The 22,808-nt window shown below is 64.8% G+C and carries 24 protein-coding genes and 2 pseudogenes; 13 read left to right on the top strand and 13 right to left on the bottom strand.

Annotation, left to right across the window (positions count from 1 at the left end; genetic code table 11):
* Positions 1-258: 258 nt before the first annotated feature.
* Positions 259-855 carry a TetR/AcrR family transcriptional regulator gene (locus tag NJG22_RS16390; protein ID WP_253095972.1) on the bottom strand — a complete coding sequence of 199 codons (597 nt, stop codon included), beginning with the start codon at positions 853-855 and terminating at the stop codon, positions 259-261.
* Between the two features lie 5 nt (positions 856-860).
* Positions 861-2,072, bottom strand: coding sequence for a multidrug effflux MFS transporter (locus tag NJG22_RS16385; protein ID WP_253095970.1), 1,212 nt, complete (start codon positions 2,070-2,072; stop codon positions 861-863).
* Between the two features lie 273 nt (positions 2,073-2,345).
* On the opposite strand from NJG22_RS16385, the gene NJG22_RS16380 reads away from it, so the two are divergent.
* From NJG22_RS16380 to NJG22_RS16345, 8 genes are all read left to right on the top strand, one after another.
* Positions 2,346-2,510 (top strand): KGG domain-containing protein, encoded by a 165-nt coding sequence (locus NJG22_RS16380; protein ID WP_253095968.1) that lies wholly within the window; start codon positions 2,346-2,348, stop codon positions 2,508-2,510.
* A 58-nt stretch (positions 2,511-2,568) separates the two neighbouring features.
* Positions 2,569-2,760 (top strand): hypothetical protein, encoded by a 192-nt coding sequence (locus tag NJG22_RS16375; RefSeq protein WP_253095966.1) that lies wholly within the window; start codon positions 2,569-2,571, stop codon positions 2,758-2,760.
* Positions 2,761-2,775: 15 nt separating this feature from the next.
* Positions 2,776-4,113, top strand: a complete 1,338-nt coding sequence (locus tag NJG22_RS16370) for an iron-containing redox enzyme family protein (RefSeq protein ID WP_253095965.1) — start codon at positions 2,776-2,778, stop codon at positions 4,111-4,113.
* Positions 4,113-5,066: a class I SAM-dependent methyltransferase gene (locus NJG22_RS16365; RefSeq protein WP_253095964.1), complete on the top strand. Its 954-nt coding sequence runs from the start codon at positions 4,113-4,115 to the stop codon at positions 5,064-5,066. Before NJG22_RS16370 ends, NJG22_RS16365 begins: the two co-directional genes overlap by 1 nt.
* Before the next feature lie 5 nt (positions 5,067-5,071).
* Positions 5,072-6,202: a carboxylate-amine ligase gene (locus NJG22_RS16360; protein ID WP_253095963.1), complete on the top strand. Its 1,131-nt coding sequence runs from the start codon at positions 5,072-5,074 to the stop codon at positions 6,200-6,202.
* 91 nt (positions 6,203-6,293) lie between these two features.
* Positions 6,294-7,199 carry an SDR family oxidoreductase gene (locus tag NJG22_RS16355; protein ID WP_253095962.1) on the top strand — a complete coding sequence of 302 codons (906 nt, stop codon included), beginning with the start codon at positions 6,294-6,296 and terminating at the stop codon, positions 7,197-7,199.
* A gap of 82 nt (positions 7,200-7,281) precedes the next feature.
* Positions 7,282-7,419 (top strand): PSPA7_2676 family Cys-rich small protein, encoded by a 138-nt coding sequence (locus tag NJG22_RS16350; RefSeq protein WP_253095961.1) that lies wholly within the window; start codon positions 7,282-7,284, stop codon positions 7,417-7,419.
* A 9-nt stretch (positions 7,420-7,428) separates the two neighbouring features.
* Positions 7,429-8,253 (top strand): Ku protein, encoded by an 825-nt coding sequence (locus NJG22_RS16345; RefSeq protein WP_253095960.1) that lies wholly within the window; start codon positions 7,429-7,431, stop codon positions 8,251-8,253.
* 304 nt (positions 8,254-8,557) lie between these two features.
* Here NJG22_RS16345 and NJG22_RS16340 read toward each other — a convergent pair.
* The 4 genes and pseudogenes from NJG22_RS16340 to ligD all read right to left on the bottom strand — a co-directional run.
* Positions 8,558-8,838, bottom strand: a pseudogene (locus tag NJG22_RS16340) (glycosyltransferase family 2 protein); the annotation flags it as partial.
* Between the two features lie 19 nt (positions 8,839-8,857).
* Positions 8,858-8,962, bottom strand: a pseudogene (locus NJG22_RS16335) (acyl-CoA dehydrogenase); the annotation flags it as partial.
* A gap of 26 nt (positions 8,963-8,988) precedes the next feature.
* Positions 8,989-9,237 carry a hypothetical protein gene (locus NJG22_RS16330; protein WP_253095958.1) on the bottom strand — a complete coding sequence of 83 codons (249 nt, stop codon included), beginning with the start codon at positions 9,235-9,237 and terminating at the stop codon, positions 8,989-8,991.
* A complete protein-coding gene (gene ligD / locus NJG22_RS16325; protein WP_253095956.1) occupies positions 9,237-11,702 on the bottom strand; it encodes a DNA ligase D in 2,466 nt (821 codons plus the stop codon). Before ligD ends, NJG22_RS16330 begins: the two co-directional genes overlap by 1 nt.
* A gap of 180 nt (positions 11,703-11,882) precedes the next feature.
* Between ligD and NJG22_RS16320 the strand changes: the two genes are divergently transcribed.
* Both NJG22_RS16320 and NJG22_RS16315 read left to right on the top strand, forming a co-directional pair.
* Positions 11,883-12,344 (top strand): phosphotransferase system, HPr-related protein, encoded by a 462-nt coding sequence (locus NJG22_RS16320; RefSeq protein WP_253095954.1) that lies wholly within the window; start codon positions 11,883-11,885, stop codon positions 12,342-12,344.
* A complete protein-coding gene (locus NJG22_RS16315; RefSeq protein ID WP_217847885.1) occupies positions 12,344-12,574 on the top strand; it encodes a metallothionein in 231 nt (76 codons plus the stop codon). The genes NJG22_RS16320 and NJG22_RS16315 overlap by 1 nt, the downstream gene beginning before the upstream one ends.
* Before the next feature lie 67 nt (positions 12,575-12,641).
* Here NJG22_RS16315 and NJG22_RS16310 read toward each other — a convergent pair whose 3' ends face one another.
* Genes NJG22_RS16310 through NJG22_RS16285 form a run of 6 tightly spaced genes read right to left on the bottom strand, consistent with a single transcriptional unit; the run spans position 12,642 to position 17,320 of the window.
* Positions 12,642-13,016, bottom strand: coding sequence for a Rho termination factor N-terminal domain-containing protein (locus NJG22_RS16310; RefSeq protein ID WP_253095952.1), 375 nt, complete (start codon positions 13,014-13,016; stop codon positions 12,642-12,644).
* A 17-nt stretch (positions 13,017-13,033) separates the two neighbouring features.
* On the bottom strand, positions 13,034-13,462 hold the full coding sequence (locus NJG22_RS16305; protein ID WP_253095949.1) for a hypothetical protein: 429 nt from the start codon (positions 13,460-13,462) through the stop codon (positions 13,034-13,036).
* Between the two features lie 12 nt (positions 13,463-13,474).
* Positions 13,475-14,434, bottom strand: a complete 960-nt coding sequence (locus NJG22_RS16300) for a lysylphosphatidylglycerol synthase domain-containing protein (RefSeq protein WP_253095947.1) — start codon at positions 14,432-14,434, stop codon at positions 13,475-13,477.
* Positions 14,434-15,636: a cardiolipin synthase ClsB gene (gene clsB, locus NJG22_RS16295; RefSeq protein ID WP_253095945.1), complete on the bottom strand. Its 1,203-nt coding sequence runs from the start codon at positions 15,634-15,636 to the stop codon at positions 14,434-14,436. The genes NJG22_RS16300 and clsB overlap by 1 nt, the downstream gene beginning before the upstream one ends.
* Positions 15,633-16,406: an endonuclease/exonuclease/phosphatase family protein gene (locus tag NJG22_RS16290; protein WP_253095943.1), complete on the bottom strand. Its 774-nt coding sequence runs from the start codon at positions 16,404-16,406 to the stop codon at positions 15,633-15,635. Before NJG22_RS16290 ends, clsB begins: the two co-directional genes overlap by 4 nt.
* The gene (locus tag NJG22_RS16285) at positions 16,403-17,320 is read right to left on the bottom strand and encodes a DUF72 domain-containing protein (protein ID WP_253095941.1); all 918 of its coding nucleotides are present in this window, start codon (positions 17,318-17,320) and stop codon (positions 16,403-16,405) included. The genes NJG22_RS16290 and NJG22_RS16285 overlap by 4 nt, the downstream gene beginning before the upstream one ends.
* 160 nt (positions 17,321-17,480) lie before the next feature.
* Between NJG22_RS16285 and NJG22_RS16280 the strand changes: the two genes are divergently transcribed.
* The 3 genes from NJG22_RS16280 to NJG22_RS16270 are packed head-to-tail and all read left to right on the top strand — an operon-like array spanning position 17,481 to position 18,570.
* The gene (locus NJG22_RS16280; protein WP_253095939.1) at positions 17,481-17,618 is read left to right on the top strand and encodes a hypothetical protein; all 138 of its coding nucleotides are present in this window, start codon (positions 17,481-17,483) and stop codon (positions 17,616-17,618) included.
* An 11-nt stretch (positions 17,619-17,629) separates the two neighbouring features.
* Positions 17,630-18,004 carry a low affinity iron permease family protein gene (locus NJG22_RS16275; RefSeq protein ID WP_253095938.1) on the top strand — a complete coding sequence of 125 codons (375 nt, stop codon included), beginning with the start codon at positions 17,630-17,632 and terminating at the stop codon, positions 18,002-18,004.
* Between the two features lie 14 nt (positions 18,005-18,018).
* Positions 18,019-18,570 (top strand): ATP-dependent Clp protease proteolytic subunit, encoded by a 552-nt coding sequence (locus NJG22_RS16270; protein WP_253095936.1) that lies wholly within the window; start codon positions 18,019-18,021, stop codon positions 18,568-18,570.
* A gap of 84 nt (positions 18,571-18,654) precedes the next feature.
* Here the strand turns inward: NJG22_RS16270 and NJG22_RS16265 are convergent, their stop codons facing one another.
* On the bottom strand, positions 18,655-22,785 hold the full coding sequence (locus NJG22_RS16265; RefSeq protein WP_253095934.1) for a CheR family methyltransferase: 4,131 nt from the start codon (positions 22,783-22,785) through the stop codon (positions 18,655-18,657).
* Positions 22,786-22,808: the final 23 nt, after the last annotated feature.

Here is a 22,808-nt window from a genome sequence, read left to right as displayed (position 1 = left end):
TGTGCGCAGACATGGTTGACACATTATGGTCCGTAATCAGGTTTGTTCACGTCGATGGTGCGCAGGCGTTGATGGCAGAAATAGACATCGAACATGTCCCCACCGTCTCGCCCGGGGCGTATCGCTATGGTCTGCCCGACCAAACGTCGCGAAGTTACGGGCGGCGCCTGCACTGGCGCAGCTGTCGCTCGCTGGGTTTGGCGCTAGCCTCTTGATCGGCAACAACAACAACAACATCGACCTGGCTGCCGCCGCCAATCACCGACTCGCCATCTGCAACGAATCGTCGAGAATCTTCAGCAAGGACGCCGCCCGCCGGGCAAACACCGCAGGGTTCGCATACAGCAACTCCACATGCAAGCTGTCGATGATCCCCAGGTAGGCATCCCCATAGAGCTCCAGCTTGTTGCCATCGCTGCGCGCCCAGCCATGACGTTCGCGCAGGGCCTGGCAGAAGCCCTGGCGAATCTGCTCCAGGTAAGCCTCGAAGCCCCCCGTGACCACCGCACGTATCGACACCGGCGGCAAGAACGCCGTGCGCAACACAAACCGCAGGTTGGCCGAGCCAGCATAGCGCTCGGCCAAATGCAGCGGATGCCAGTGCCCCGGCGCCTCGCCAGCCGCCGATTCCTGGCTGAAACCCAACGCCACATAGGCCGTTTCCGCCGCCAGCGCCCGCTCGAACGCACATACGAACAAAGCGTCCTTGTTGGCGAAGTGGGCATACAGCGAAGCCTTGCGCATCCCCGCCAACGCCGCGATCTCGTTCAGCGACGAGCCGTCGTAGCCATGCTCGGCGAAGTGCTCGACAGCATGGTCGCAGACACGGGCGGCAGAAGGGGTCAGGGCTTTCAAGGCGTTCACTCCGGGTTGGCACTGCAGGACGAGGCGCTGATTGTGTTGGCCTGGGCCGCGCGGGTCAAACCCACGATCAGCAGCGCCGACGCCGCCAACAACCAAGCCCAGGCTTGCGTGCCGAGGGTCGCCAGGTGGCCGGCCAGGGGGGTCGCGCTCGAGGCGATCACCAGCTGCAAGGCACCGAGCAACGCCGCGGTGGAGCCGACATCACGCTGCTGCGAGGACATCGCCAAGGCCATCAGCGTGGCTTCGCAGATGCCCAAACCGAACAGCGCCAGCACCACACCGGCCAACAGCAGCGGCAAGCCACCGCCGCCGATCCCGGCCAGCACCATCAGCACGCTGCCAGCACCCATGCACAGCGCGCCCCACCAGGCCACCCGCGCCACGCCGCGCGCCACTACCCAACGTCCGGACAACGCCGCGCCGAGCAGAATGGCCACGCCACAGGTGCCGAACAGCAAGCCGAAGTGCGCGCTGGATAGCCCGAAATGCTGCTGGTAGACGTAGGCAGAGCCGGCAATGTAGGCGAACAGGAAGAAGAACACCGCCGACAACGCCAGGGCCGGACGTAGGAATGCGCCGTCGACACCGATGCGTGCGTAGGTGCGCAGCACCGTGTCCGGTGCCAGGCGCACCCGCGCGCTGGTTGGCAGGGTTTCGCCAAGGCTCAGCAGCGAGTTGACCAGAGTCAGTAGGCCCAGGCCCGCCAGCACCAGCATGACCGCCCGCCAACCATAGGCGGCATCCACCAGGCCACCCACCGCCGGGGCGAGAATCGGCGCCAGGCCCTCGATGGTCATCAGCAGGGCGAAGATCTGCGCGGCGCGGGCACCTTCGGCGACATCGCGGACCATGCTCATGATCACCACGAGGGTCAAGGCACTGGCCAGGCCCTGGACCAGTCGCGCCATCAGCAGGGCTTCCAGCGAGCCGGCCGCGGCGGCAGCGAGCGATGCCAGGGTGAACACCAGCAACCCGGCGAGCAGCGGCCGACGGCGCCCCAGGGCATCCACCAGCGGGCCGAACAGCAACTGGCCAGCCCCCATGGCCAGCAGGAACACCGTCAGGGTCAGTTGCACCTGGGGATAGCCAGTGCCGAAGTCGCGTGCCATTTCCGGCAGGCTGGCCAGGTACATGTCGACGGCCGAGGGGCCAAGGGCGCCGATCAGGGCGAGGGAGGCGGCGAAGCGCAGGTGGGAGGTGCTGGGCATGACAAGCGTATCCACAAGATAAAACAAAAACCTACCGACCGGTAGGTTTTTAAAGGTTAACCAGGGCATGGCGCAGGGTCAACCACCTGAAGTGACGTGGCCGCAAGAGGGGGGGGGCGGCTTCCCTTGCGCGCCAAATGCAGCCCGCTCGCTTGTTTAGCGCCGCTGGTCCGTTCCCTGCGCAATAAACCGAATCCCCCCTTATCGCCGCGCTCCCAATTCATGTACGGCCCAGCGTCGTGCACATTCCGAAGCCACACGAGGTGAAAGACCATGGCCAATAAAGACAGCAGCAAGAGCGGTAGCCAAGGTGGATCGAAAAACCCAGGCAATTTTGCCAACGACCGCGAGAAAGCCTCTGAAGCGGGTCGCAAAGGCGGGCAGCATTCCGGCGGCGGCCGCACCAGTGAGTCGGGCCGCAAGGGCGGCCGCTCGTAATCGAGGCCATGCAGTGCCGGGCTTGCCCGGTACTGCGCCACCACCAGGAGAACCTCCCATGCGCTTGATACCTCTGATTTGCCTGGTCGGCAGCCTGACTGTGCTGGGCGGCTGCTTCGATCGGGACAACGATCATCCGGGCAAAGATTCCGATCCCAGCAAACCTTCCCTTCAAATGCAGCAGCCCGCCGCCCCGGCCACGCCGCAAGAGCAGCCCCCCGTGCAGCAGACCCCGCCCCGCAATCAATGACGCGAGGACACCGGCATGACGGTCCTGACCCACACCGACGCGCGCCTGGCACTTGCCGGCGATCCATACGACGACCTCGAACAGCGCTACCGAACCCTGCTCGAGGGCCATGCTGCCGATAGCGCGCAGTGGCTTGCCCGACAATTACGCAGGACCGTGGCAATGCATGACGACCTGCCGGCTGACATCGACGGGCTTGACGAATGGGCCACGGCGCGTGCGGCCAAGGTGGCGGCGGAGCATGCCAGGTATCTTGAGCAACGTCGCCAGGGTGGGCCCCGACGCTATTTCGCCAATCGCTCGCAGGCGTTGTGGTTCCTGCAGCAAGTCGCTCCGACCAAGGCGGTGGATGGCGCCTGGCTACAGGGTGCCTTGCGCCATTGGCAAGATCCGCGCTACCACGGCTTGATCCGCACCTTTCTCGAGGAGCTCGGCGATGGCGATGCGCGCTGCAACCATGTGCTCATCTACCATCGCCTGCTTGGCCGCCTGGGCTGCCTGGATGGATTGCCGCTGCAATCCGAGCGCTACCTGCAAGGGGCGCTGCAGTTGGCCCTGGGCGCACAGCTCGAGCAGTTCCTGCCGGAAGTGCTCGGCTACAACCTGGGCTATGAGCAACCGCCGCTGCATTTGTTGATCACCACGCACGAGCTGGCAGAGCTGGGTATCGACGCCCATTACTTTCAACTGCATGTCACCATCGACAATGCCGCCAGTGGGCATGCGCGCCGGGCAATCGATAGCGTGCGCCAGTTGCAGCCGAGCGATGCCGGCGCGGCGTTCTACCGCAGGGTGCGCGAAGGCTACAGGCTCAACGACCTGGGCCTCGACACAGCGTCGCTGATCGAGAGCTTCGACCTCGAGGCCGAGTTGCTGGGCGTGCTCGAACGCAAGCAGGTGTTCGGCCGGTTCATGCATTCGGAGCATTGCCGGTTGCAGGGACGGACAGTCAACCAATGGCTGGCCGAGCCCGGCAGCATGCCGGGCTTCTTGGCGGCATTGCAGGCGCAAGGGTGGGTCAAGCGCGGCGAGAACCCTGCCCACAGCCGCCTATGGACCTTGATCGACGGACCGACTGCCGCGATGTTCGGTGTGTTCAACACCTATGAAAAACAGCTGTGGCATGACTGGATCGCTGGAGACTGGCAAGGCGAGCCGGCACGCCGGGTGTTTCCAGGGCAGTGGGAAAGCCAACTGGCGATACCGGATGAGCCAGGCGGCGGACCAGATTTTCCCGATCTGCCAAGCTGCCTTCAGGCCATGGCCGGGAATGGTCACGCCCAGCCCGATGGGTTGCGTGCGACCCGTGCCTATGTGCGCCTTACTGGCCTTGCCCAAGGAGACGCTCATTGATGCGGCTAGATCAGGACCAAGTCCGTGCTGACGAGGCGTTGTTGCACCTGGGCCGCAGGCTGAGCGCCGATGGCTACCGTTTCACCTGCGTCACTCCGGCGACCCAGGCACGGGTCAATGCCCGGCGCGAGGCGAGCCGGGCGCGCACCTTGCGCGATGTCTTCGGCTGGAGCCGACCGTTCGCCCAAGGCCTGCTCAGCGCGGATGAACAGCACGCGCTGGAGCTGGCGGGTGTGGTCCACCCACACGATGGCTTGTGGCGCAGCGCCGTGCGTTGGTCGAATCTGGACGAGTTGCTGCTGGTTCATTCGGCCTGGCCGACCGACAGCCCGGACGCGGTGTTCTTCGGCCCCGATAGCTATCGTTTCGCCCAGGTGATCCATGACCATCTGCAGCACAGCCCACAGCGCGTGCAACATGCCGTGGACATCGGCTGTGGAACCGGCGTCGGCGCCTTGATCATCGCCCGGGCCGCGCCTCATGCCCAGGTCAGCGCCGTGGATATCAACCCCCGCGCTCTGCGTTATACCGCCATCAACGCGGCCTTGGCCGGGGTCGCCAACCTGTCGGTGGAGCCCAGCGACTTGCTCGAGGGTATCACCGGCATGTTCGACCTGATCGTGGCCAATCCACCGTACATGCTCGATGTCGGCGAACGTGTCTACCGCCATGGTGGTGGCGCCTTGGGCGCCGAACTGTCGCTGCGCATCGTCGAGCAGGCGCGGCAGCGCTTGGCCCCGGGCGGCACGCTGCTGCTTTATACCGGGGTGGCCATCGTCGAGGGCCGGGACGCCTTGCTCGAGGCCGTTCGCCTACGCCTGGCAGGCCCCGGGTTCAGCTGGGTCTATCAGGAGCTCGATCCCGATGTGTTCGGCGAGCAACTCGACGAGCCAGGGTATGAGCAGGTCGAACGGATCGCCGCGGTGGCCCTGACCCTGCGCCGCCAGGGTTGAAGGGTATGGCCCGGCCGTGCACCTTTGGCATCGAGGAAGAATACCTGCTGCTCGACCTGGCCAGCGGCGACGTGCTCGACAAGCCCTCGAAACGCGTGCTGGACGCCTGTCAGGCGGCGCTCGGCGAGTATTACGCCGCAGAAATGTTTCGCAGCCAGATCGAGATCGCCTCGCCGATATTCAGCACCTCGCACCAGGCACGAACATTCTTCACCCAGCGTCGCCAGGCCCTGAGCCATGCGTTGGCCGAGCATGGGGTAGCGCCGTACGGGGCGGCCAGCCATCCCTGTGCGCAATGGCAGCGCCAGCAACCGGCTACGGCGCCTCATCATCGCCAGTTGTTCGCTGACTACCAGCACGTGGCCAGGCGCAGCCTGTTGTCCGGCCTGCATGTACATGTCGGCGTGCCCGAAGGCTGCGACCGCATGCAGGTGATCAACAGGGTGCAGTACTGGCTGCCATTGTTGTTGCTGCTGAGCACCTCGTCACCGTTCTGGTGCGGCCAGGACACCGGTTACATGAGCTACCGCCGGGTAATCTGCGGCGAGTGGCCGCACATGGGGCTGCCCGAGGCCTTGCCCGACTGGAACGCTTACCAGCGCTATCGGGCGCTGCTGCAGCGTACCGGCTCCTTGGCGGCTGATGGCGATTTCTGGTGGGCCGTGCGACCTTCTCGACGCTATCCAACCGTCGAGCTACGCATTGGCGACGCCTGCCCACGGCTCGAGGATGCCCTGGCCATCGCCGGACTGTTTCGCCACCTGGTTGAACATGCCGTGGTACGTCACCGCGAGCCACAGGTATTCGACCGGGAGTGGCGATGGATCACCCAGGAAAACTACTGGCGCGCGTCGCGTCTCGGCCGAGACGGCACATACATCGGCCTGGATGATCAGCAAGCGGTCGGTGCCCAGGACTGGTTGGCGCAATTGCAGGGGCAATACCCGGTGGACAGCGCCGATGCCGAACGTGCCTTGCTGCACGCCCGCCGCATCCTGGCCGAAGGCACCAGTGCCGATCGCCAGCGCCAGGTGTATCAGCAGGCCGTGGCCCAAGGGTTGGGGCGCCACCAGGCCTGGCAAGCAGTGGTGCGCCAGGTGCTGCACGACCATCGGTCGGTGCCCGACGCAGATTGAGCAAACCATCGTCGCCTGCCCTGTCTCGAAAATGAGTAATGCAGGCCCACGCCTGTTTCCAAACTGCTCATTGCTCAACAAGGAGCCTGCCATGACCAGCAAACCTCAGGACCAATACACGCTGCAAAATCCCTTGACTCAATACCCGCACCCACCGTTTCCGGCGCAGACCCAGGCAGAACCGGGCCTGGATGCCCATATGCAACCCAAGCCCGACCATGGTGAAAACACTTACAAGGGCTTCGGCCGCCTGACGGGGCGCCGTGCGCTGATCACCGGCGCCGATTCGGGAATAGGTCGCGCCGTGGCCATCGCCTTTGCCCGCGAAGGCGCGGATATCGCCCTGAACTACCTGCCCACCGAAGAGCGCGACGCCCGCGAAGTGGTGCAACTGATCGAGGCCGAAGGGCGCAAGGCGGTGCCACTGCCGGGCGACCTGAAGGACCCGCGTTTGTGCAGCCAACTGGTGGACCAGGCTCATGAACAGCTTGGCGGCCTGGATATCCTGGTCAATGTCGCTGGCAAGCAGGAAGCGCGCAAGGACATTGGCCAGATCAGCCACGAACAGTTCGACCACACCCTCAAGACCAACGTCTATGCGTTATTCTGGCTGTGCCAGGCTGCGGTGCCGCTGATGCCAGCGGGAGCGACCATCATCAATACCGCGTCGATCCAGTCGTACCAGCCTTCGGCGACCTTGCTCGACTATGCCACCACCAAGGCGGCGATCGTCGCCTTTACCAAGGCCTTGGCCAAGCAGGTGGTCGAGCGCGGCATCCGGGTCAACGCCGTGGCGCCCGGACCGATCTGGACCGTGTTGCAGCCCAGCGGCGGCCAACCCCCGGAGAAAATCCCCGATTTCGGTGGCCACACGCCGATGAAGCGCCCCGGCCAGCCGGCCGAATGCGCGCCGCTGTACGTGCTGCTAGCCAGCCAGGAGTCGAGCTATATCACCGGCGAAGTGTTCGGCGTCACCGGAGGCAACCCGCTGCCGTAGGGCAACGTGGGATAAACCTTCCGGGCGCCGCGCAGTCAGTTCCAATAAGGGCCCGACTTTGCCAGGGCCAGGGAGGTGGCTGATGAAGCTTGTCTGTCTGCTGCGTGGCTGCCAATGGCGCAGCCCGCGCATCGATGAATACCTCGGGCTGCATTGCCAGTGCTGCGAGCGCTGTGGCGCGTTGCGCTACAGCCAGCCTGGCCAGCCGTTCGACGCATAGGAGCCGACCATGGCCAGGGCTATCTGGAAAGGCGCGATCAGCTTCGGCCTCGTGCATATACCCGTTTCCCTCAACACTGCCGTGCGTACCGAGCGCGTCGACTTCGACTGGCTCGACAAGCGCAGCATGGAGCCGGTGGGCTACAAGCGGGTGAACAAGGTCACCGGCAAGGACATCGAGAAGGACAACATCGTCAAGGGCGTGGAATTCGAAAAGGGCCGCTACGTGGTGATCAGCGAAGAGGAGATACGCAAGGCACGGCCCGAGGCGACCCAGACCATCGATATCTTTTCATTCGTGCAAGCCAGCGAGATTCCCTTGCAGCACTTTGACACGCCTTATTACCTAAGCCCGGACCGACGCGGTGGCAAAGTCTATGCCTTGCTTCGCCAGACGCTGCAGAGCAGCGGCAAAGTGGCGCTGGCGACCGTGGTGCTGCATACCCGGCAACATCTTGCGTTGCTGCGCCCGCTGGATGATGCGCTGGTGATGATCACCCTGCGTTGGCCCGAGGAGGTGCGTGGCCTGGAAACCCTGGAGCTGGACAAGAGCGTCACCGACAGCAAGCTCGACAAGCGCGAACTGGACATGGCCAGGAAGCTGGTCGAGGACATGAGCGGGCCGTGGACGCCGGATGACTACCACGATGCCTTCCGCCAGACCATCCTGGACCTGGTCGAGGAAAAGGCCAGCAAAGGCAAGATCGAGACGGTGGAAAAAGGCGAGGGCATCGCGGCCGAGAAGGGCGCGGACATCCTCGACCTCACCGAGCTGCTCAAGCGCAGCCTGAGCGGCAAAAAGCCCGCCAGCAAACGACCACGCAAGGCATCCTGAGCCTTGCAGGCGAACCGGCAACGCGGTGGCTGGCACCGACTGCGCCGGTGTTCGCCGGCAAGCCGGCTCCTACACCGACTACGGCCGGCAATACCTGTAGGAGCCAGCCTTGCTGGCGAACCAGGCGACACGGTGCTGGCCGGCAATACCTGTAGGAGCCAGCCTTGCTGGCGAACCAGGCGACGCGGTGCTGGCCTGCAATACCTGTAGGAGCCAGCCTTGCTGGCGAACCAGGCGACGCGGTGCTGGCCAGCAATACCGGGAGGAGCCAGCCTTGCTGGCGAACCGGGCGACGCGGTGGCATTCATGGCAGTTGCCCCTGCAACCCATTCAGGTAATCCCCAAACCCTTGCCGCGCTCGGCTATCCGGCGGCTACTGGTGGCTACGCTGTGCTGGGCAGTCCAGACGATCTGCGCGCCATCGGCCTCGAGCGCAAGCACCAACTGCACATCTTCATGGGCCGGCAGCGGCTGGAACCCGCCAACCCGCTGGTAAGCCTTGGCACAGATCCCAAGGTTGGCGCCGTGGATATGCCGGTGTCCCTCCCGTGCCTGGTAACGCTCCTGGTACAGCCGGCGCAATGCGGTGCCGTGCCAGGGCTGCCTCGTAGAGCTTGGCCAGGGTCAGGTCGCAACCGGCAATGCGCGCCAAGGTCTGCCAGCGCTTGCGGGTATTGCCTTGGCCGGGCAGGGGCAGCAGGTCGAGGTGGGTCAGGTCGAAATCCTGGACGATGCTCATGGACTCGGCTCGCCTTGGGTGTTTTTCTTCCAGCCACGCAGGTTCATGGCGCACAGGCAAAATTGCAGGACGATCAAGGCCCAGGCCTGTACCTGCCAGCCCCAGGCCACCCACAGCACATTGCTGGTGATGAAAAAACAGAAGCCGACGCGGCGCCGGCGTGGCCGCCGCGAGCCAATGCACCAGGCTGCGGCCAGGGTCAGCAGCATCGCCGGCCATTGCAGCAGATCGAGCAGCAGCCCCATCAGGCCAGACCAAGCTGCTTGCGCATGCGCTGGGTGATCGACTGCCGGGTGGTGGTCATCTCGGCCCAGGGATCGTCGACCTCAGCCAACCGCTCGCGCAGATTGTCGATGTTCCACTGGTTGGCGCCCTTGAGCAGGGGCAGTTCGTCACGCCAGATCGGCACCGATACCGGCAGCCCCTCACGGGCGCGCAGGGAGTAGGCGGCGACGGTGGTGGCGCCTTTACCGTTGCGCAGGTAGTCGATGAAGATCCGCCCCACCCGGTTCTTTGGCCCCGACACTGCGCTGAGGCGGTCGGGGAACAGGCCGGCCATGTGCTCGACCAGGGCATGGCTGAAGTCCTTCACTTCGTCCCAGCCGGCACGGCGTGTGAGAGGCACCACCAGGTGCATGCCTTTGCCGCCGCTGGTCTTGAGAAACACCTTCAGGCCCAGTTCATCGAGCAAGGTCAGGGTCAGCTGGGTGGCCTCGAGCATGGCTTTCCATGGCAGCGCAGGATCGGGGTCAAGGTCCAGGACGAAACGGTCGGGCCGCTCGAAGTCCTTGTCGGTGGCATTCCAGGTGTGCAGTTCGAGCATGTTCATCTGCACCGCGCCAAGCAAGCTGTCGGCGCGGTTGAGCACCATCGCCGCCTGGCCGGCCTGGGCCTTGGTGTAGCTGACAACCTGGGGAATATGCAGCTGCCCGGCGTTTTTCTGGAAGAACAGCTCGCCACCTAGGCCGTCCGGCGCCCGCACCAAGGCCACCGGCCTGTGCTTGAGCTGCGGCAACAGCCAGTCGGCCACCTGGGCATAGTACTCGGCCACTCGCCGCTTGGTGGCGCCGCAGGTGGCGTCGATGACACGCTCGGGGTGGGTCAGGCGCAGTGTGCCCAACTCGTCGGGCGGCGCCTTGGCGGCTTGCTTGGCTGGCATGGCACGCTCCAGGTCGATGGCGGTGGCGGGTTTGTCGTCGCGCAGGCCGTGGAACACCGAATGGCGCACGATGCCTTCGCGGGTCATTTGCGCATAGGCCACTTCGGCCAGCAATTGCGGCCTGAGCCAGTGCACGCCACGGGCTTCGGCACCGGTTGGCGGCTTGGGCAACGCCGGCTGGCTGATTTCCAGGGGGGCCAAGCGCGCATGCAGGGTGTCCAGGGTCGTGGCGCTGAAGCCGGTGCCCACCTTGCCGGCGTAGCGCAACTGCCCGCCGTCGGGGTCATGCAAGGCCAGCAACAGGGCACCAAACCCAGTACGGCTACCTTTGGGCTCAGTGAAGCCGACGATCACGAACTCCTGGCGCTGCTTGCACTTGAGCTTGATCCAGTCGCTGCTGCGCCGTCCTGAGTAGGGGCTGCCCAGGCGTTTGCCGATCAGCCCCTCCAGGCCTAGTCGACAGGCGCTGTCGAGCAGCGAGTCGACCGGCTGCTCGAAGGCGGCGGAAAACTTCAGCCGTTCGCTGGCATTGTGCTCGAGCAGTCGCTCCAGGGCCCTGCGCCGATCTTGCACGGGTAATGAGCGAAGATCCCGGCCGCCCAGGTAGGGCAAGTCGAACAGGTAGTAGGTGATCTGTTCGTCATGTTCGGTGTCGAAGGCATTCTGCAAGGCCTGGAAATCCGCCACGCCATTGCCGTCGACCACCACCATTTCACCGTCCAGCCACGCCGAGTCCAGGCCCAGCGCCTGCAACGCCGCGACTTGCTGCGGCATCTTCGCGCTCCAGTCATGGCCATTGCGGGTGAACAACCGCACCTTGCCTGCGGCGATCTGTGCCATGATCCGGTAGCCATCGAACTTGACCTCGTAGCACCAGTCACCGCTGGGTGGCGAATCCACCAGGGTGGCCAACTGCGGTTGCAGGCGCTCGGGCAGGGCCTGCGCCTGCGCCGTGCCGACGCGCTTGGGCGCCTGCTTGGCGGTGCGCCGCGGCAACAGGGTGCGTTCGCTGAGCACACTGTCGGGCAGGGCGTCGACAATGCTGTAGTCAGCTTCGTTGCGCGCCTGCTCGTCGTTGGACTTGACCAGCATCCACTGCTCCTTCTTGCCCGCCAGATGAGTGCGAAACAGGTTCCACACCCCCGAGAGCTTCTCGCCTTGCAGGCGAAAGCGCAGCTTGCCCTTGGCGTAGGCTTCGCGCGGGTCGCCCTCAGGTTCCCAGATGCCCCGGTCCCAGACGATCACGTCACCGGCGCCGTAGTGGCCCTCGGGGATATGGCCTTCGAAGTCGGCATAGTCCAGCGGATGGTCTTCGACGTGCACCGCCAGCCGACGCACCTTGGGGTCCAGTGACGGGCCCTTGGGAATGGCCCAGCTTTTCAAGGTGCCGTCGAGTTCCAGGCGAAAGTCGTAGTGCAGGTGGCTGGCATCGTGCTTCTGGATGCAGTACTGCAGGGCATGGGCGCGGCGCGCGCGGCTGCGCTTGGCAGCCGGCTCAGGGGTGGCGTTGAAGTCGCGCTTGCGCTGGTACTCCTGCAGGGGCTTGGCCATGGCGGGCTCCGGACGGTTCGCGGGTCTCTTGGTTGGGAGGTGGCGGGCTGGGGCGGAGTTCAAAAAAATGCTGTGGCGATCCTTGGGGGCCCCGGCAGCGAGCGCAGGTGGGATAAAACTCTGAATCATTTGCCGGCCAGCGCAGTCGACCCTCATGAGCCCCACTAAAGGAGACCTGCCATGGCCAGACCCAACGACCCCACCAGAGCTGCCGAGATCGACGACACCGAGGACCGCATGGGCAGCGTCCATGAACTGGATTTCAGCGAGCGCCGCGATGCGCGCCAGGGCCGGATCGGCGACGAGCGCCCGGCCCGCGAGCTGGCCCAGGACTACCCGCCACGGCGCGTCGCCGAGGGGGGCATGACCGGCGGTGAAGCGCTCAGCGACAGCGCCCACGAGGACAATGTCACCCTCGACGACCTGAGCCCCGACACCCTGTTCGACCAAAGCGGTGCCCGCGATGCCGATGAGCCGGGTCTGGGCGGCCCGGCAGACAAGCATCTGCGCCACGTCGAGGCCGATGAGATCGGTGGCGGCATCGGCCTCGATGAAGCCGAGCTGGCACGTTCCGCGCCGCTCGACGGCCGACCTTGGACGGACGAAGTATCCCGTGAAGACGACGATGGGAGAAACCACTGATGAACGAGCAACGTTGTTCCTGCAACCACTGTTCCTGCACCGTTGACGCCAACGCCGTGGTCCAGGATGGCAAGGCCTATTGCTGCGAGGCCTGCGCCTCGGGCCACCGCGATGGTGAGCCTTGCCGCATGGCTGACTGCAAGTGCGGCGAGATGACCCAGCCCAGGGAGCGCAATGTCGACAATGCGCTGGATGAAACCTTCCCGGCCAGTGATCCGATTTCACCTTGATGGATAGGGCGGGGCAGGCCCGTTCCCATCAATGCTTACGGGCATTCATGGGAACGGGCCGACGCCATCAGCCCTTGCGTAGCGCCTCGATCAATTCTGCCTTGCGCATGCGCGAACGCCCGGCGATCGCCTGTATGCGCGCGCGCTCCAGCAACTGGGCCTTGGTCATGTCCTCCAGGCGCTGCCCCGGTCGGGCCACCCCGTGCTTGGTGGCCACCGCGCGGCGTGCCGAGGAGGTGCGCGACCTGGCTTTGGCGGCAGGGCTTTTGGTCTGCCCCGAACCGCCCTTGCGCTCGCCCCCACCGGACTGCTTGTTGACCGTGGCCCAGGCCCGCGCCTCGGCCTGATCCTTGGGCACGCCTTTGCTTTGGTAACTGTCCTCGATATGTTCAGCCTTGCGTTTCTGTTTGTCGGTGTACTTGTCTTTGTCTCCACGGGGCATGGGGGTTCTCCTTGCGTTCAGTGGGTCTGCCAGATGCCATCGTTGCGTTGGCAATCGCTGCGTGCCTGGCCCAGGCTCGGGGTGTCGTAGTAGTAGGTGATGATCCGCGCCTCCTTGGGGACGGCGGGGCGGGTGGCGGGTTCGTCACGGCCGGCCGCGTCGGGATTGGCCAGGGTTTCCTGGGTCAACGGCGCGATGCAACTGCCGACGCTGCCGTCGGCGCAGCGTTCTACCGGGCGCTTGCGGCTGTTGAGCATTTCCTTGCTTTGGTTGCTGCAGGACCAGGCAATCGCTTCGGCGGGCATGTTGCCGAAGCTGTAACAGGTATGCCCCTGCACCGGCTTGACCGATTCGCTGGACGACTGGGTGACGACGTCGCAGCCGGCGGCTTGTGCCTGGCCGCCGGCCAGGCCGACGAGCAGGCTGAACAGCAGAAACGTTCGCATGACAGATCTCCTTTAGCGCGTATCTGGCGCAGGTCTTGTCTGCTGGCGCAGGGCCTTGGCGCGCTTTTCCAGGACCAGGTAGGTGATCACCGCCAGCAGCAACGGGATCAGGTAGTACAACGTGCGGTAGCCCAACAGCGCCGCGACCAGGCTGCCTTGCCCGAGCTGGCCATGCAGCAGGGCCAGGAACACCGCTTCCAGCACGCCCAGCCCCGCGGGAATATGGGCGACCACGCCGGCTACGCAACTGATCAACAGCACGCCGAGCACCGACGGATAGAACAAATCGGCCGGCAGCAGCAGATGGATCAGAGCCGCCATCAATGCCCAATTGCTCGCGCCCAAGGCCACCTGGCACAGCGCCAGGCGCAGCGAGGGCAGGGTGATCTCGTGCCCACGCAGGTGCCAGGTACGGCGCGTGGCGAATGCGCAAGCCAACAGGTAGGCCACCGCCACGACGATCATCAGCCCACCGACCAGACGCAGGCCGCCGGCGCCCAACGCCCAGTCGGCCGGTAGCTTGACCTGGCCCAGGGCGAACACCGTGCCGGCCAGCAGCAGGTAGCCCATCCAGTTGGTCAGCAGCCCCAGGGTGAGGATGCGGGTAATGGTCGGGGTATCCAGGCCCAGGCGGCTGTACAGCCGATAGCGCAGGGCGACACCGCCGACCCAGGTGGTGAAGTTGAGGTTGAATGCGTAGCATACGAACGCCACCGGCAGTACCTGGCGCGCTGGCAACCGATGCCCGGTGTAGGCCCGCGCCAGCAAGTCGTAGCTGGCGAACACCAGGTAGCTGCACAGTGCCAGCAGCAGGCCCAGGCCCAAGGTGGCGGGCTGGTAGGCCAGCAGCGATCGGCGCACTTCCTGCCAGTCCAGGTTGCGTGCCAGCACCAACAGCAGGGTCGGCACCAGCACGATGAACAGCAGGGTCAGCAGGCGCTTGCCCCAGACCTGCCAGGGTTTGCCTGCCATCAGTTGTTGCCTCTGTGGTAGTTGGCCGTCGCCTCGTCCTCAGGGCGCAGCGAGGTAAGGCGCTGGCGGTGGGCCGGGAACCAGCCGGCAATGCGCGGGAAGTAGCGGGTGATGTGAAATCCCAGGAAGATCAGCGGCGCGCGCCACCAGTAGCCGCGCACCATGCGCTCGAGCGTCACGACCTTGCACTGCTTGGCGGCCAGCTCGCTGAAGTGTTGGTACAAGCCTTGGTTGAAGGCCCGGTCGCGGATCAGCAGGTTGGCTTCCAGGTTGAACGACAGGCTCAGCGGATCGAGGTTGCTCGAGCCAACCGTGGCCCACTCGTCGTCCACCAGCGCCACCTTGCCGTGTAGTGGGCGCTGGCAATACTCGTGGATACGCACGTTGTCGCGCAGCAGGTAGTTGTAGAGCAGGCGCGACAGTGCCCGCACCCAGCGCATGTCGGGTTGGCCCTGGAGAATCAGGGTCACCTCGACGCCTCGGCGCGCAGCATTGCGCAGCTCGCGCAGCAGGCGGTAGCCAGGGAAGAAGTAGGCATTGGCCACCAGAATACGTGCGCGGGCCTGGCGAAAGGCCTGCAGGTAGTGCTGCTCGATGTCATTGCGGTGGTGCTGGTTGTCACGTTCGACCAACAGCGCGCTGCAGCTACCGCTGGCGCGGGTGAGGGGGGTGACCTGGCTGGGCGTGCGCAACACCGCCGCCAGCAGCCGGCAACTGCTGGCATGCACCTGGGCCACCACCGGGCCTGTGACCTCGACGGCGTAGTCCTGCTTGGCCTGGGGCCCGAAGTCGCCGAGGTGATCGGCGCTGTAGTTGATGCCGCCAATGAACGCCCGCTGGCCATCGATCACCAGGATCTTGCGGTGCAGGCGGCGAAACAGGTTGGTGCGCATGCCGACCAGGCGTGGTTGGGGGTCGAAGGCATGGAAGTGCACCCCGGCCTCGGTCATCGACGACACGAAGGCATTGTCCAGGTCGGCCGTACCGTAGCCATCCACCGCCACTTCCACCCGCACGCCACGGCGAGCAGCGTCGATCAGCGCCTGGCGCAACGGCTGGCCGACCTTGTCGTCGTAGATGATGAAGGTTTCCAGGAGGATCTCCTCCTGGGCCTGGGCGATGGCGGCGAACACGCGCGGATAGTATTGCTCGCCGTTGATCAGCAGCTCGACCTGGTTGCCGTCCAGCCATTGCGCGGTCATAGCGTCACCTGCGCCACCAAGGGCGCGTGGTCGGACAGGTGCGACCAGGGGTAGTTGGCTAGAACCCCGGCGCTACTGGCCCGGGCATTGCGCAGGTAGATGCGATCCAGGCGCAACAGCGGCAAACGTGCCGGGAAACTGCGTGCAGGTCGGCCAAAAGCCTCGACCAGACGCTCGGTCAGCCTGGCATTGGCCTTAAGACGCCAGTCGTTGAAGTCGCCGGCGACGATCACCGGGGCATCCGGCGGCAGCCTGTCGAGCAATTGCAGCAACAACGCCACCTGGCGTTGCCGGTGCGCCTCGCGCAAGCCCAGGTGCACGCAGATGGCATGCACCTGGGTTTGCCCAGGCACCTCCAGGCGGCAATGCAGCAGGCCGCGCTGCTCGTTGCCATCAATCGATACATCGAGGTTTTCAAAGGCGCTGATGGGAAACTTCGACAACAAGGCGTTGCCGTGGTCGCCCTGGGGATAGACCGCGTTACGCCCATAGGCGAACTGCGGCCACATGCTGTCGGCGAGAAACTCGTACTGCGGTGCCTGCGGCCAGGTCGGGTGCCGCTCGGCGTGCTGCCGGTGGCTGCCATGCACCTCCTGGAGGAACACCAGGTCGGCACCGGTGGCGCGCACCGCTTCGCGCAGCTCGGGCAGGATGAAGCGCCGGTTGAACAGGGTGAAGCCCTTGTGCACGTTGAGCGTCAGCACGGTCAGGCGGCGTACCGCGGTCACCTTGTCGATGATGCAGCTGGGGGCGGGCAGGGTAGGGGTCACAGTTGCACCTCCGGCGCCACGCCAGGTTCGGTGACCAATTCGCCGTCCAGCCCCAGCTTGCCCAACAGGCGCCGGGCGTCGTAAGGGGCATGCACCTTCTGGTCGTTGTCGAAATAACAGTAAACGGCGCGCGACGCCCGCTTGGCCGGGGCGCACGCGACGATCAGCTGCGCATCGTCGGGCTGGCCACCCTGGCTCCAGGCCTGGATGCGCAAGCGCCAGCGGCGCAGCGCCTTGGCGGTGTAGCCGCTGCTGTAGAGCTCGACATCGCCATGCAGGCGCATGTAGACGAAGTCGGCAGTAAGGTCTTCGACATACGGCCATTTACCGGCGCTGTCGGCGACCACCAGCGCTACATTGTGCTTGCGCAGCAGCTTGATGAAGGCTTCACAGAGGAAGCTTTGATGGCGAATTTCCACGGCATGGCGCAGCCGGGCGTTACCGCCGATTGCACCGCTGCCATTGTCCCTGAAGCGTTCCGCACACTGTGCGGCGCAAGCCAGGGCAGCCCGGCGGTCCTGCGGCAGGCGCGCGAGGAAGTCAGCGAAGCGCTGTTCATCGAACTTCATCGACGGTGGGAACTGCCAGAGGAACGGCCCTAGCTTGTTGCCCAGCAGCAACGGCCCGGAGGCGAAGAAGTTGGCCAGCGCCTCGTCGATTTCCTTGAGCCGCCGCACATGGGTGATGTAGCGCGGCGCCTTGACCGAGAAGACAAAGTCGTCCGGTGTCTGGTCATGCCATTGGCGATAGCGCTCGGGTGTTTGCAGGGCATAGAACGAGCCGTTGATCTCGATGCTGTTCACCGCGCGCGAGGCGAACGCCAGCTCGTCGTCCTGGCGCAGGCCCTTGGGGTAGAAGTCCTTGCGCCACGGGCCATAGCGCCAACCGGAAATACCAATGCGGATCTCGCTCACAGGGGCTCCCACTCGTTCGTGCACTTATCACTAGCGACCCTGGGCACGCCTTGGCGGTTCAGCATTATTGACAAGTGGAGCGACGGACAACCCGGCGGAACTTTGCCTGGCGCCCATGCCTCCACCGGATGGCGGCAGCACGAACTGGAGGAACGGCACAATGAACGAAAACACTGATTTCGATGCACTCAACGACCCACCGGAGCGGCCTGCGCCGCCCCCGCAGGATGAACCGGAAGTTAAGCCAAGCGACCCCGATATCGAAGGCCTGCCTGGCGAACAGCAACAACCTGGCTGAGGGCCTGGGCCATGAAATTCGATCGTTTTGCCCAATGGCTGGCGAAGGTCAGCGGCCGCCCGCTGACCTTCGCCACCGCCCTGCTGCTGATCATCGCCTGGGCGCTCAGCGGCCCGCTGTTCGACTTCAACGACACCTGGCAATTGGTGATCAATACCTCGACCACCATCATCACCTTCCTGATGGTGTTCCTGATCCAGAACACCCAGAACCGCGACAATGACGTTTTGCACATCAAGATCGACGAACTGCTGCGCACCACCCAGCGGGCGCACAAGGCCCTGCTGGACCTCGAGCACATGGACCCGACCGAGCTGCATGAGTTGCGCAAGCGATACCAGAAGATGGGCGAGCAGGACGCTCCTGGCGAAGACAACCCCGACTGACCCTGGAGGACGGCATGGCCAGACATATCATCCACTACACCGGTCCGATCAATTCCGCCACGTGCGGCAACCTGATCAATACCTGCTCGAGGGCCTTGCAGCAAGGCGCCGAGGTGCTGCAGATCAACGTCGCCACCATGGGCGGCGAGTGCAGCTATGGGTTTACCCTATACAACTACCTGCGTTCGTTGCCGGTGCCGGTACATACCCATAACCTCGGCACCGTCGAGTCGATGGGCAACATCCTGTTTTTGGCGGGGAGCCACCGAACGGCCTGCGCTTACAGCAAGTTCCTGTTTCATCCGTTCCATTGGACCTTGCACGGCTCGGTGGATCATGCGCGGATGGCCGAGTACGCCATGAGCCTGGACTACGACCTGCGCCTGTATGCGCAGATCGTCGCCGAGCGTACCGAGGGTGGTGACGAGGTGCTGGACGTGCCGCGTTACCTGATGGCCTATCCACGCATCCTCGGCCCCAACGAAGCCCTGGCCAGCGGGATGATCCAGGCCATCGACGAAGTGCCGATCGCCGCGGATGCCTGCCAGTGGAGCGTGCACGCCTGAGGCCGCGCGTTACCGGGTTCGCCAATACTGGCGCCGACGGGACGGGGTAGGGCGTAACAGCCGGCGGGTCGGCGCCATCCCCGCTCAGTAGGGCAGCGACCCATTCAGGTTCTCGATCGCCTCGATCAGCTCGTCATAGCCCACCGGTTTATTCAGGTGGCGGTCGAAGCCCGATTGCCGCGACTTGTACTGGTCGGCGCTGGCGCCATAGCCGGTCAGGGCGATGGCCGGTGTATAGCGTAGATGCTCCAGCGCGCGCAGCGCCTTGATCAGGGCATGACCGTCCATGCCGGGCATGCCGATATCGGAGAGGATGATGTCGTAGCGCCCGTCGACGGCCGCTTCCAGGGCTGCGTGCGGGTCGCTGTGGGCCTCGACCTCGGCGCTTTCCATCTCCAGCAACTGCTGCATGACTTCGAGGATTTCCACCGAGTCGTCCACCAGCAACACCCGCACGCCGCTCAGCCGCCCCTCGGTAGTTTCCAGGTGGGTGCCGGGTTGCGGCTGCTGGCGTGGATCGCACAACGGCAGGCGCACGCTGAAGGTCGTGCCGCGGCCCAGGCCCTGGGAGTGGGCGCTCACCGTGCCACCGTGGGCCTCTACCAACTGACGCACCAGCGATAGCCCGATGCCCAGCCCGTCGCGGCTGTGGCTGGCAAGTTGCGGTGCGGCCTGGCTGAACAGGTCGAACACCGTTTCCAGGTTCTCGTCGGTCAGGCCGACGCCCTGGTCGATCACATCCAGTTGCGCCTCGCTGTCATGCCGGCTCAGCACCAGGCGAATCTCGCTGCCGCTGGGGCTGAACTTCAGTGCGTTGTTCAACAGGTTCCAGATGATCTGTTCCAGTCGGGTGCTGTCACCTTCGATGTACACCGGCGCGCCATCGGCGGGCAGTGCCAGGCGCACGCTGCAGTCGTGCTGCTCGTTGTCCACCACGGCATGAATGCCATGCAGCACCAGGCACAGGTCGACCTGCTGGGTCTTGAGTTTGAGCTTGCCGGTGCGGATGCGCGCGACATCGAGCAGATCATCGATGATCCGTGCCTGGCTGGCGACCGCGTCGCAGATAATCCCCACTGCCTTGCTGGCGGCACTGGCGCCCTTGACCGCCGGCGCCCGGCGCAGAATCTCGGCGTTGAGTTGAATCAGGTTCAGCGGGTGCTTGAGCTCGTGGGACATGACGGCGAAGAACTCGTCCTTCATGTGGCTGCTGCTCTGGGATTCGGCCAATTGCTTGGTCTGTTCGTCATGCAGACGCTTGTGCCCGGTCAGGTCGCGCGCGATCTTGACGTAGCCGCGCAGGCTGCCGCCCTTGAGGCGCGAAACCTCGCCGCTGCAATAAAAACGGCTGCCGTCCTTGCGCACATGCCAGCGTTCGTCCTGGCCACGGCCATGCAGGCGTGCGGCGCGCAGTTCGCGTTCGGGTACGCCATCGCCGCGGTCTTGCTCGGTGAAGATCAACTGGTAGTGCTGGCCGAGCACTTCGTCCTTGCCATACCCGAAAATGAGCGCGGCGCCAGTGTTCCAGTCGGTGATCAGGCCCTGTTCGTCGAGCAGGATGATGGCGAAGTCGTGGGTGCTCTCGGCCACCAGGCGCATGCGCTCCTCGCCTTGGCGCAGGCGCTCTTCGGCGGCGCGGCTCTGGCTGATGTCGATGAAGGTCAGCACGGTGCCGTCGACATTGCGCTCGCTGGCCCGGTACGGCAGCAGGCGTGCCAGGTACCAGTGCTGGTTGTGGCCGAGCACCTCGCGCTCTATGGTGGTTTCGCGCTCGACCACGGCCCGCGCGTCATCGGCCAGACCTGGATAATCGAGGCGGTGGGTGATGTCGAGCAGCGAGCGCCCCGTGTCGACTGGCAGCATGCTGAAGATGTCGGTGGCACGCGGGGTGAACCAGCGGATATGCAGGTTGCGATCGACGAACACGGTGGCGATGTCGGTGGAGGCGATCAGGTTGCTCAGGTAGTCGTTGACCTTGTCGGTTTCCTCGACTTTGGTCTTGAGCTCGTAGTTGACCGTCAGCAACTCCTCGTTGATCGACTGCAGTTCTTCCTTGCTGGTTTCCAGCTCTTCGCTGGCCGAGCGCAACTCGGCGTTGATCGCCTGCATCTCTTCGTTGGAGGCGGTCAGCTCCTGGCTGGAAAACTCCGACTGCTCGATGGTTTCCTGCAATTGCAGGCGGGTGCGATGCAGCTCGCGCTCCAGGTTGCTGAGCAGCATGCCCTCGGTCTGTAACACCGGGGGACTGGCTTGCGGCGCGTTGTCGGCTACGAGCACCTGGAACACCACCAACAGACAGTCACTGGCGCTAGGCTCATCCTGGTGCGGCTGTACCAGCACCTGCACCTCGCAGCGCTGCTCGTCGACGCTCAGCGCAACCACGCGGGAAGTGACCGCTTCGCCACTGCCCTGGGCTTGCAGCAAGGTGCTGCGTAAGGCCGGACGCAAGGGCGCCAGTACCAGGTTGAGCAGGTTGTGGCTGAGTTCGCCGCCGGCGTGCCGCAAGAAGCGCCCGACACCTTCGCCCATGTGCAGAATATTGGCGTCGGTATCGACGATCAGGCTCGGCGGCATGCGCCGAGCCAGGGCACGGTGGTGGATCTCGGCGTACGACAAGCGCCGGCTGGCCCGGGCCTTGGCCGGCGCAAGCGTCACGCTCGCGGCAGGCGCCTGGAGGCGTTCCGGGTGACGGACCGTGGCCACTTCGCGGGCCCGGAAGATGCGGTTACGCTTGTCCACGGCCACGAACAGCTCCGCGGCAAGATCTGCCGACTCGGAACTGCCCAGAAACAGAAAACCACCGGGGCGCAGGGCGAAGTGGAACAAGCGCAGTATCTCGCGTTGCACCTCGCGGTCCAGGTAGATCAACAGATTGCGACAGACGATCAGGTCCAATTGGGAAAACGGCGGGTCGGACAACAAGTTGTGCCGGGCGAACAGCACTTTTTCGCGTACTTCCTTGCGTACCCGATAATGTTGGTCCTCCTTGACGAAGAATTGCCGCAGGCGTTGCGCGGACACGTCGGTGGCGATCGCATCGGGGTATTGGCCGACCCGACCGAGGGCGATGGCACGTTCGTCAAGGTCGGTGGCGAAGATCTGTACAGGCGCCTCGCGGCGTTCCAGCGCCAACTGTTCGGTGATCAGCATCGCCAGGCTATAGGCCTCTTCCCCGGTAGAGCAACCGGCAGACCATACCCGCACCTCGCCTGCGGCTTCCTGCACGCTGTCATCGTTGATCAACGCTGGCATGACGTGGCGTTGCAGGGCCTCGAACGCCTCGCGGTCGCGAAAGAAGTTGGTCACGCCGATGAGCATGTCCGCCAGCAGCGCGCGGCATTCCTCGGGGTGTTGCTGGAGGTAGTCGTGATAGCCGCCCAGGTGGGTCTGACCGGTCACGTGCAGCCGCCGCTCCAGGCGCCGCAGCACCGTGGCGCGCTTGTAATGCGAGAAGTCGTGGCCGGTACTGTCGTGCAGCGAAGCGAGAATTTCATCGAGCAGCGGATCACTGGCGACCGGGTCGCCCTCACGCTCGCCCAATGCCGGCGGCAAGCTGTCATCATCGATGGTCGGCAACTTGACCTGGCGCGCGCTGCGCCACAACTCGACCAGGCGCGCTGGCATGTGCGCCACCGGCAGCAGCAGGTCGACCATGCCCGTGGCCAAGGCAGCCTGCGGCATGTCGGGGTATCGGGCATCGTCAGGTGTCTGCACCAAGGTCACGCCCCCTTGTTCCTTGATGCGTGACAAGCCCACGGCACCGTCGCTGCCCGTGCCCGACAAGATCACGCAGAACGCATGGTCCTTGTGCACATCGGCCAAGTCGCGCAAGAACAGGTCGATGGCCACATGATCACCTCGGCTACGGTTGGCCGGGGCGACTCGCAGATAGCCATCGTTGGTCGACAGCCGGCTGGCCGGGGAAATCACGTAGATATGATTGCGCTCGATCGGCACCGCTTCACTGACCTGGCGCACCGGCATGCGGGTCACCGCCTGGATAAGGCGATCAGCCTCGCTCTGATGGTCCGGTGACAGATGCAGCACCACCACGAAGGCCATGCCGCTGTCCGCCGGCATATGCTTGAAAAACGTGCCGATAGCCTCCAGCCCGCCGGCCGAGGCACCGATTCCGACCACCGGGAAGTTCAGATGGCTGGGGCTCAGCGCCGGGTTGTGCGGCGAGGCGAGGGTGGTCTTGCTGGATGACTTCATGGGCACGAGCCTTGTGCGAACAG

Origin of the sequence: Pseudomonas sp. VA159-2 (assembly GCF_024126635.1) — a bacterium.
Classification (GTDB): Bacteria; Pseudomonadota; Gammaproteobacteria; order Pseudomonadales; family Pseudomonadaceae; genus Aquipseudomonas; species Aquipseudomonas muyukensis.
Note: the sequence above shows the minus strand (reverse complement) of the source record. Positions and strands in the feature narration are given on the sequence as shown.

Coding starts and splice junctions, on each gene's coding strand:
- NJG22_RS16300 (WP_253095947.1), bottom strand. CDS start 14,434: ATGGCAGGCAAACCCTGGCAGGTCTGGGGCAAGCGCCTGCTGACCCTG.
- NJG22_RS16380 (WP_253095968.1), top strand. CDS start 2,346: ATGGCCAATAAAGACAGCAGCAAGAGCGGTAGCCAAGGTGGATCGAAA.
- NJG22_RS16345 (WP_253095960.1), top strand. CDS start 7,429: ATGGCCAGGGCTATCTGGAAAGGCGCGATCAGCTTCGGCCTCGTGCAT.
- NJG22_RS16365 (WP_253095964.1), top strand. CDS start 4,113: ATGCGGCTAGATCAGGACCAAGTCCGTGCTGACGAGGCGTTGTTGCAC.
- NJG22_RS16270 (WP_253095936.1), top strand. CDS start 18,019: ATGGCCAGACATATCATCCACTACACCGGTCCGATCAATTCCGCCACG.
- NJG22_RS16310 (WP_253095952.1), bottom strand. CDS start 13,016: ATGCCCCGTGGAGACAAAGACAAGTACACCGACAAACAGAAACGCAAG.
- NJG22_RS16280 (WP_253095939.1), top strand. CDS start 17,481: ATGAACGAAAACACTGATTTCGATGCACTCAACGACCCACCGGAGCGG.
- NJG22_RS16355 (WP_253095962.1), top strand. CDS start 6,294: ATGACCAGCAAACCTCAGGACCAATACACGCTGCAAAATCCCTTGACT.
- NJG22_RS16385 (WP_253095970.1), bottom strand. CDS start 2,072: ATGCCCAGCACCTCCCACCTGCGCTTCGCCGCCTCCCTCGCCCTGATC.
- NJG22_RS16305 (WP_253095949.1), bottom strand. CDS start 13,462: ATGCGAACGTTTCTGCTGTTCAGCCTGCTCGTCGGCCTGGCCGGCGGC.
- NJG22_RS16375 (WP_253095966.1), top strand. CDS start 2,569: ATGCGCTTGATACCTCTGATTTGCCTGGTCGGCAGCCTGACTGTGCTG.
- ligD (WP_253095956.1), bottom strand. CDS start 11,702: ATGGCCAAGCCCCTGCAGGAGTACCAGCGCAAGCGCGACTTCAACGCC.
- clsB (WP_253095945.1), bottom strand. CDS start 15,636: ATGACCGCGCAATGGCTGGACGGCAACCAGGTCGAGCTGCTGATCAAC.
- NJG22_RS16330 (WP_253095958.1), bottom strand. CDS start 9,237: ATGGGGCTGCTGCTCGATCTGCTGCAATGGCCGGCGATGCTGCTGACC.
- NJG22_RS16265 (WP_253095934.1), bottom strand. CDS start 22,785: ATGAAGTCATCCAGCAAGACCACCCTCGCCTCGCCGCACAACCCGGCG.
- NJG22_RS16320 (WP_253095954.1), top strand. CDS start 11,883: ATGGCCAGACCCAACGACCCCACCAGAGCTGCCGAGATCGACGACACC.
- NJG22_RS16360 (WP_253095963.1), top strand. CDS start 5,072: ATGGCCCGGCCGTGCACCTTTGGCATCGAGGAAGAATACCTGCTGCTC.
- NJG22_RS16350 (WP_253095961.1), top strand. CDS start 7,282: ATGAAGCTTGTCTGTCTGCTGCGTGGCTGCCAATGGCGCAGCCCGCGC.
- NJG22_RS16275 (WP_253095938.1), top strand. CDS start 17,630: ATGAAATTCGATCGTTTTGCCCAATGGCTGGCGAAGGTCAGCGGCCGC.
- NJG22_RS16370 (WP_253095965.1), top strand. CDS start 2,776: ATGACGGTCCTGACCCACACCGACGCGCGCCTGGCACTTGCCGGCGAT.
- NJG22_RS16315 (WP_217847885.1), top strand. CDS start 12,344: ATGAACGAGCAACGTTGTTCCTGCAACCACTGTTCCTGCACCGTTGAC.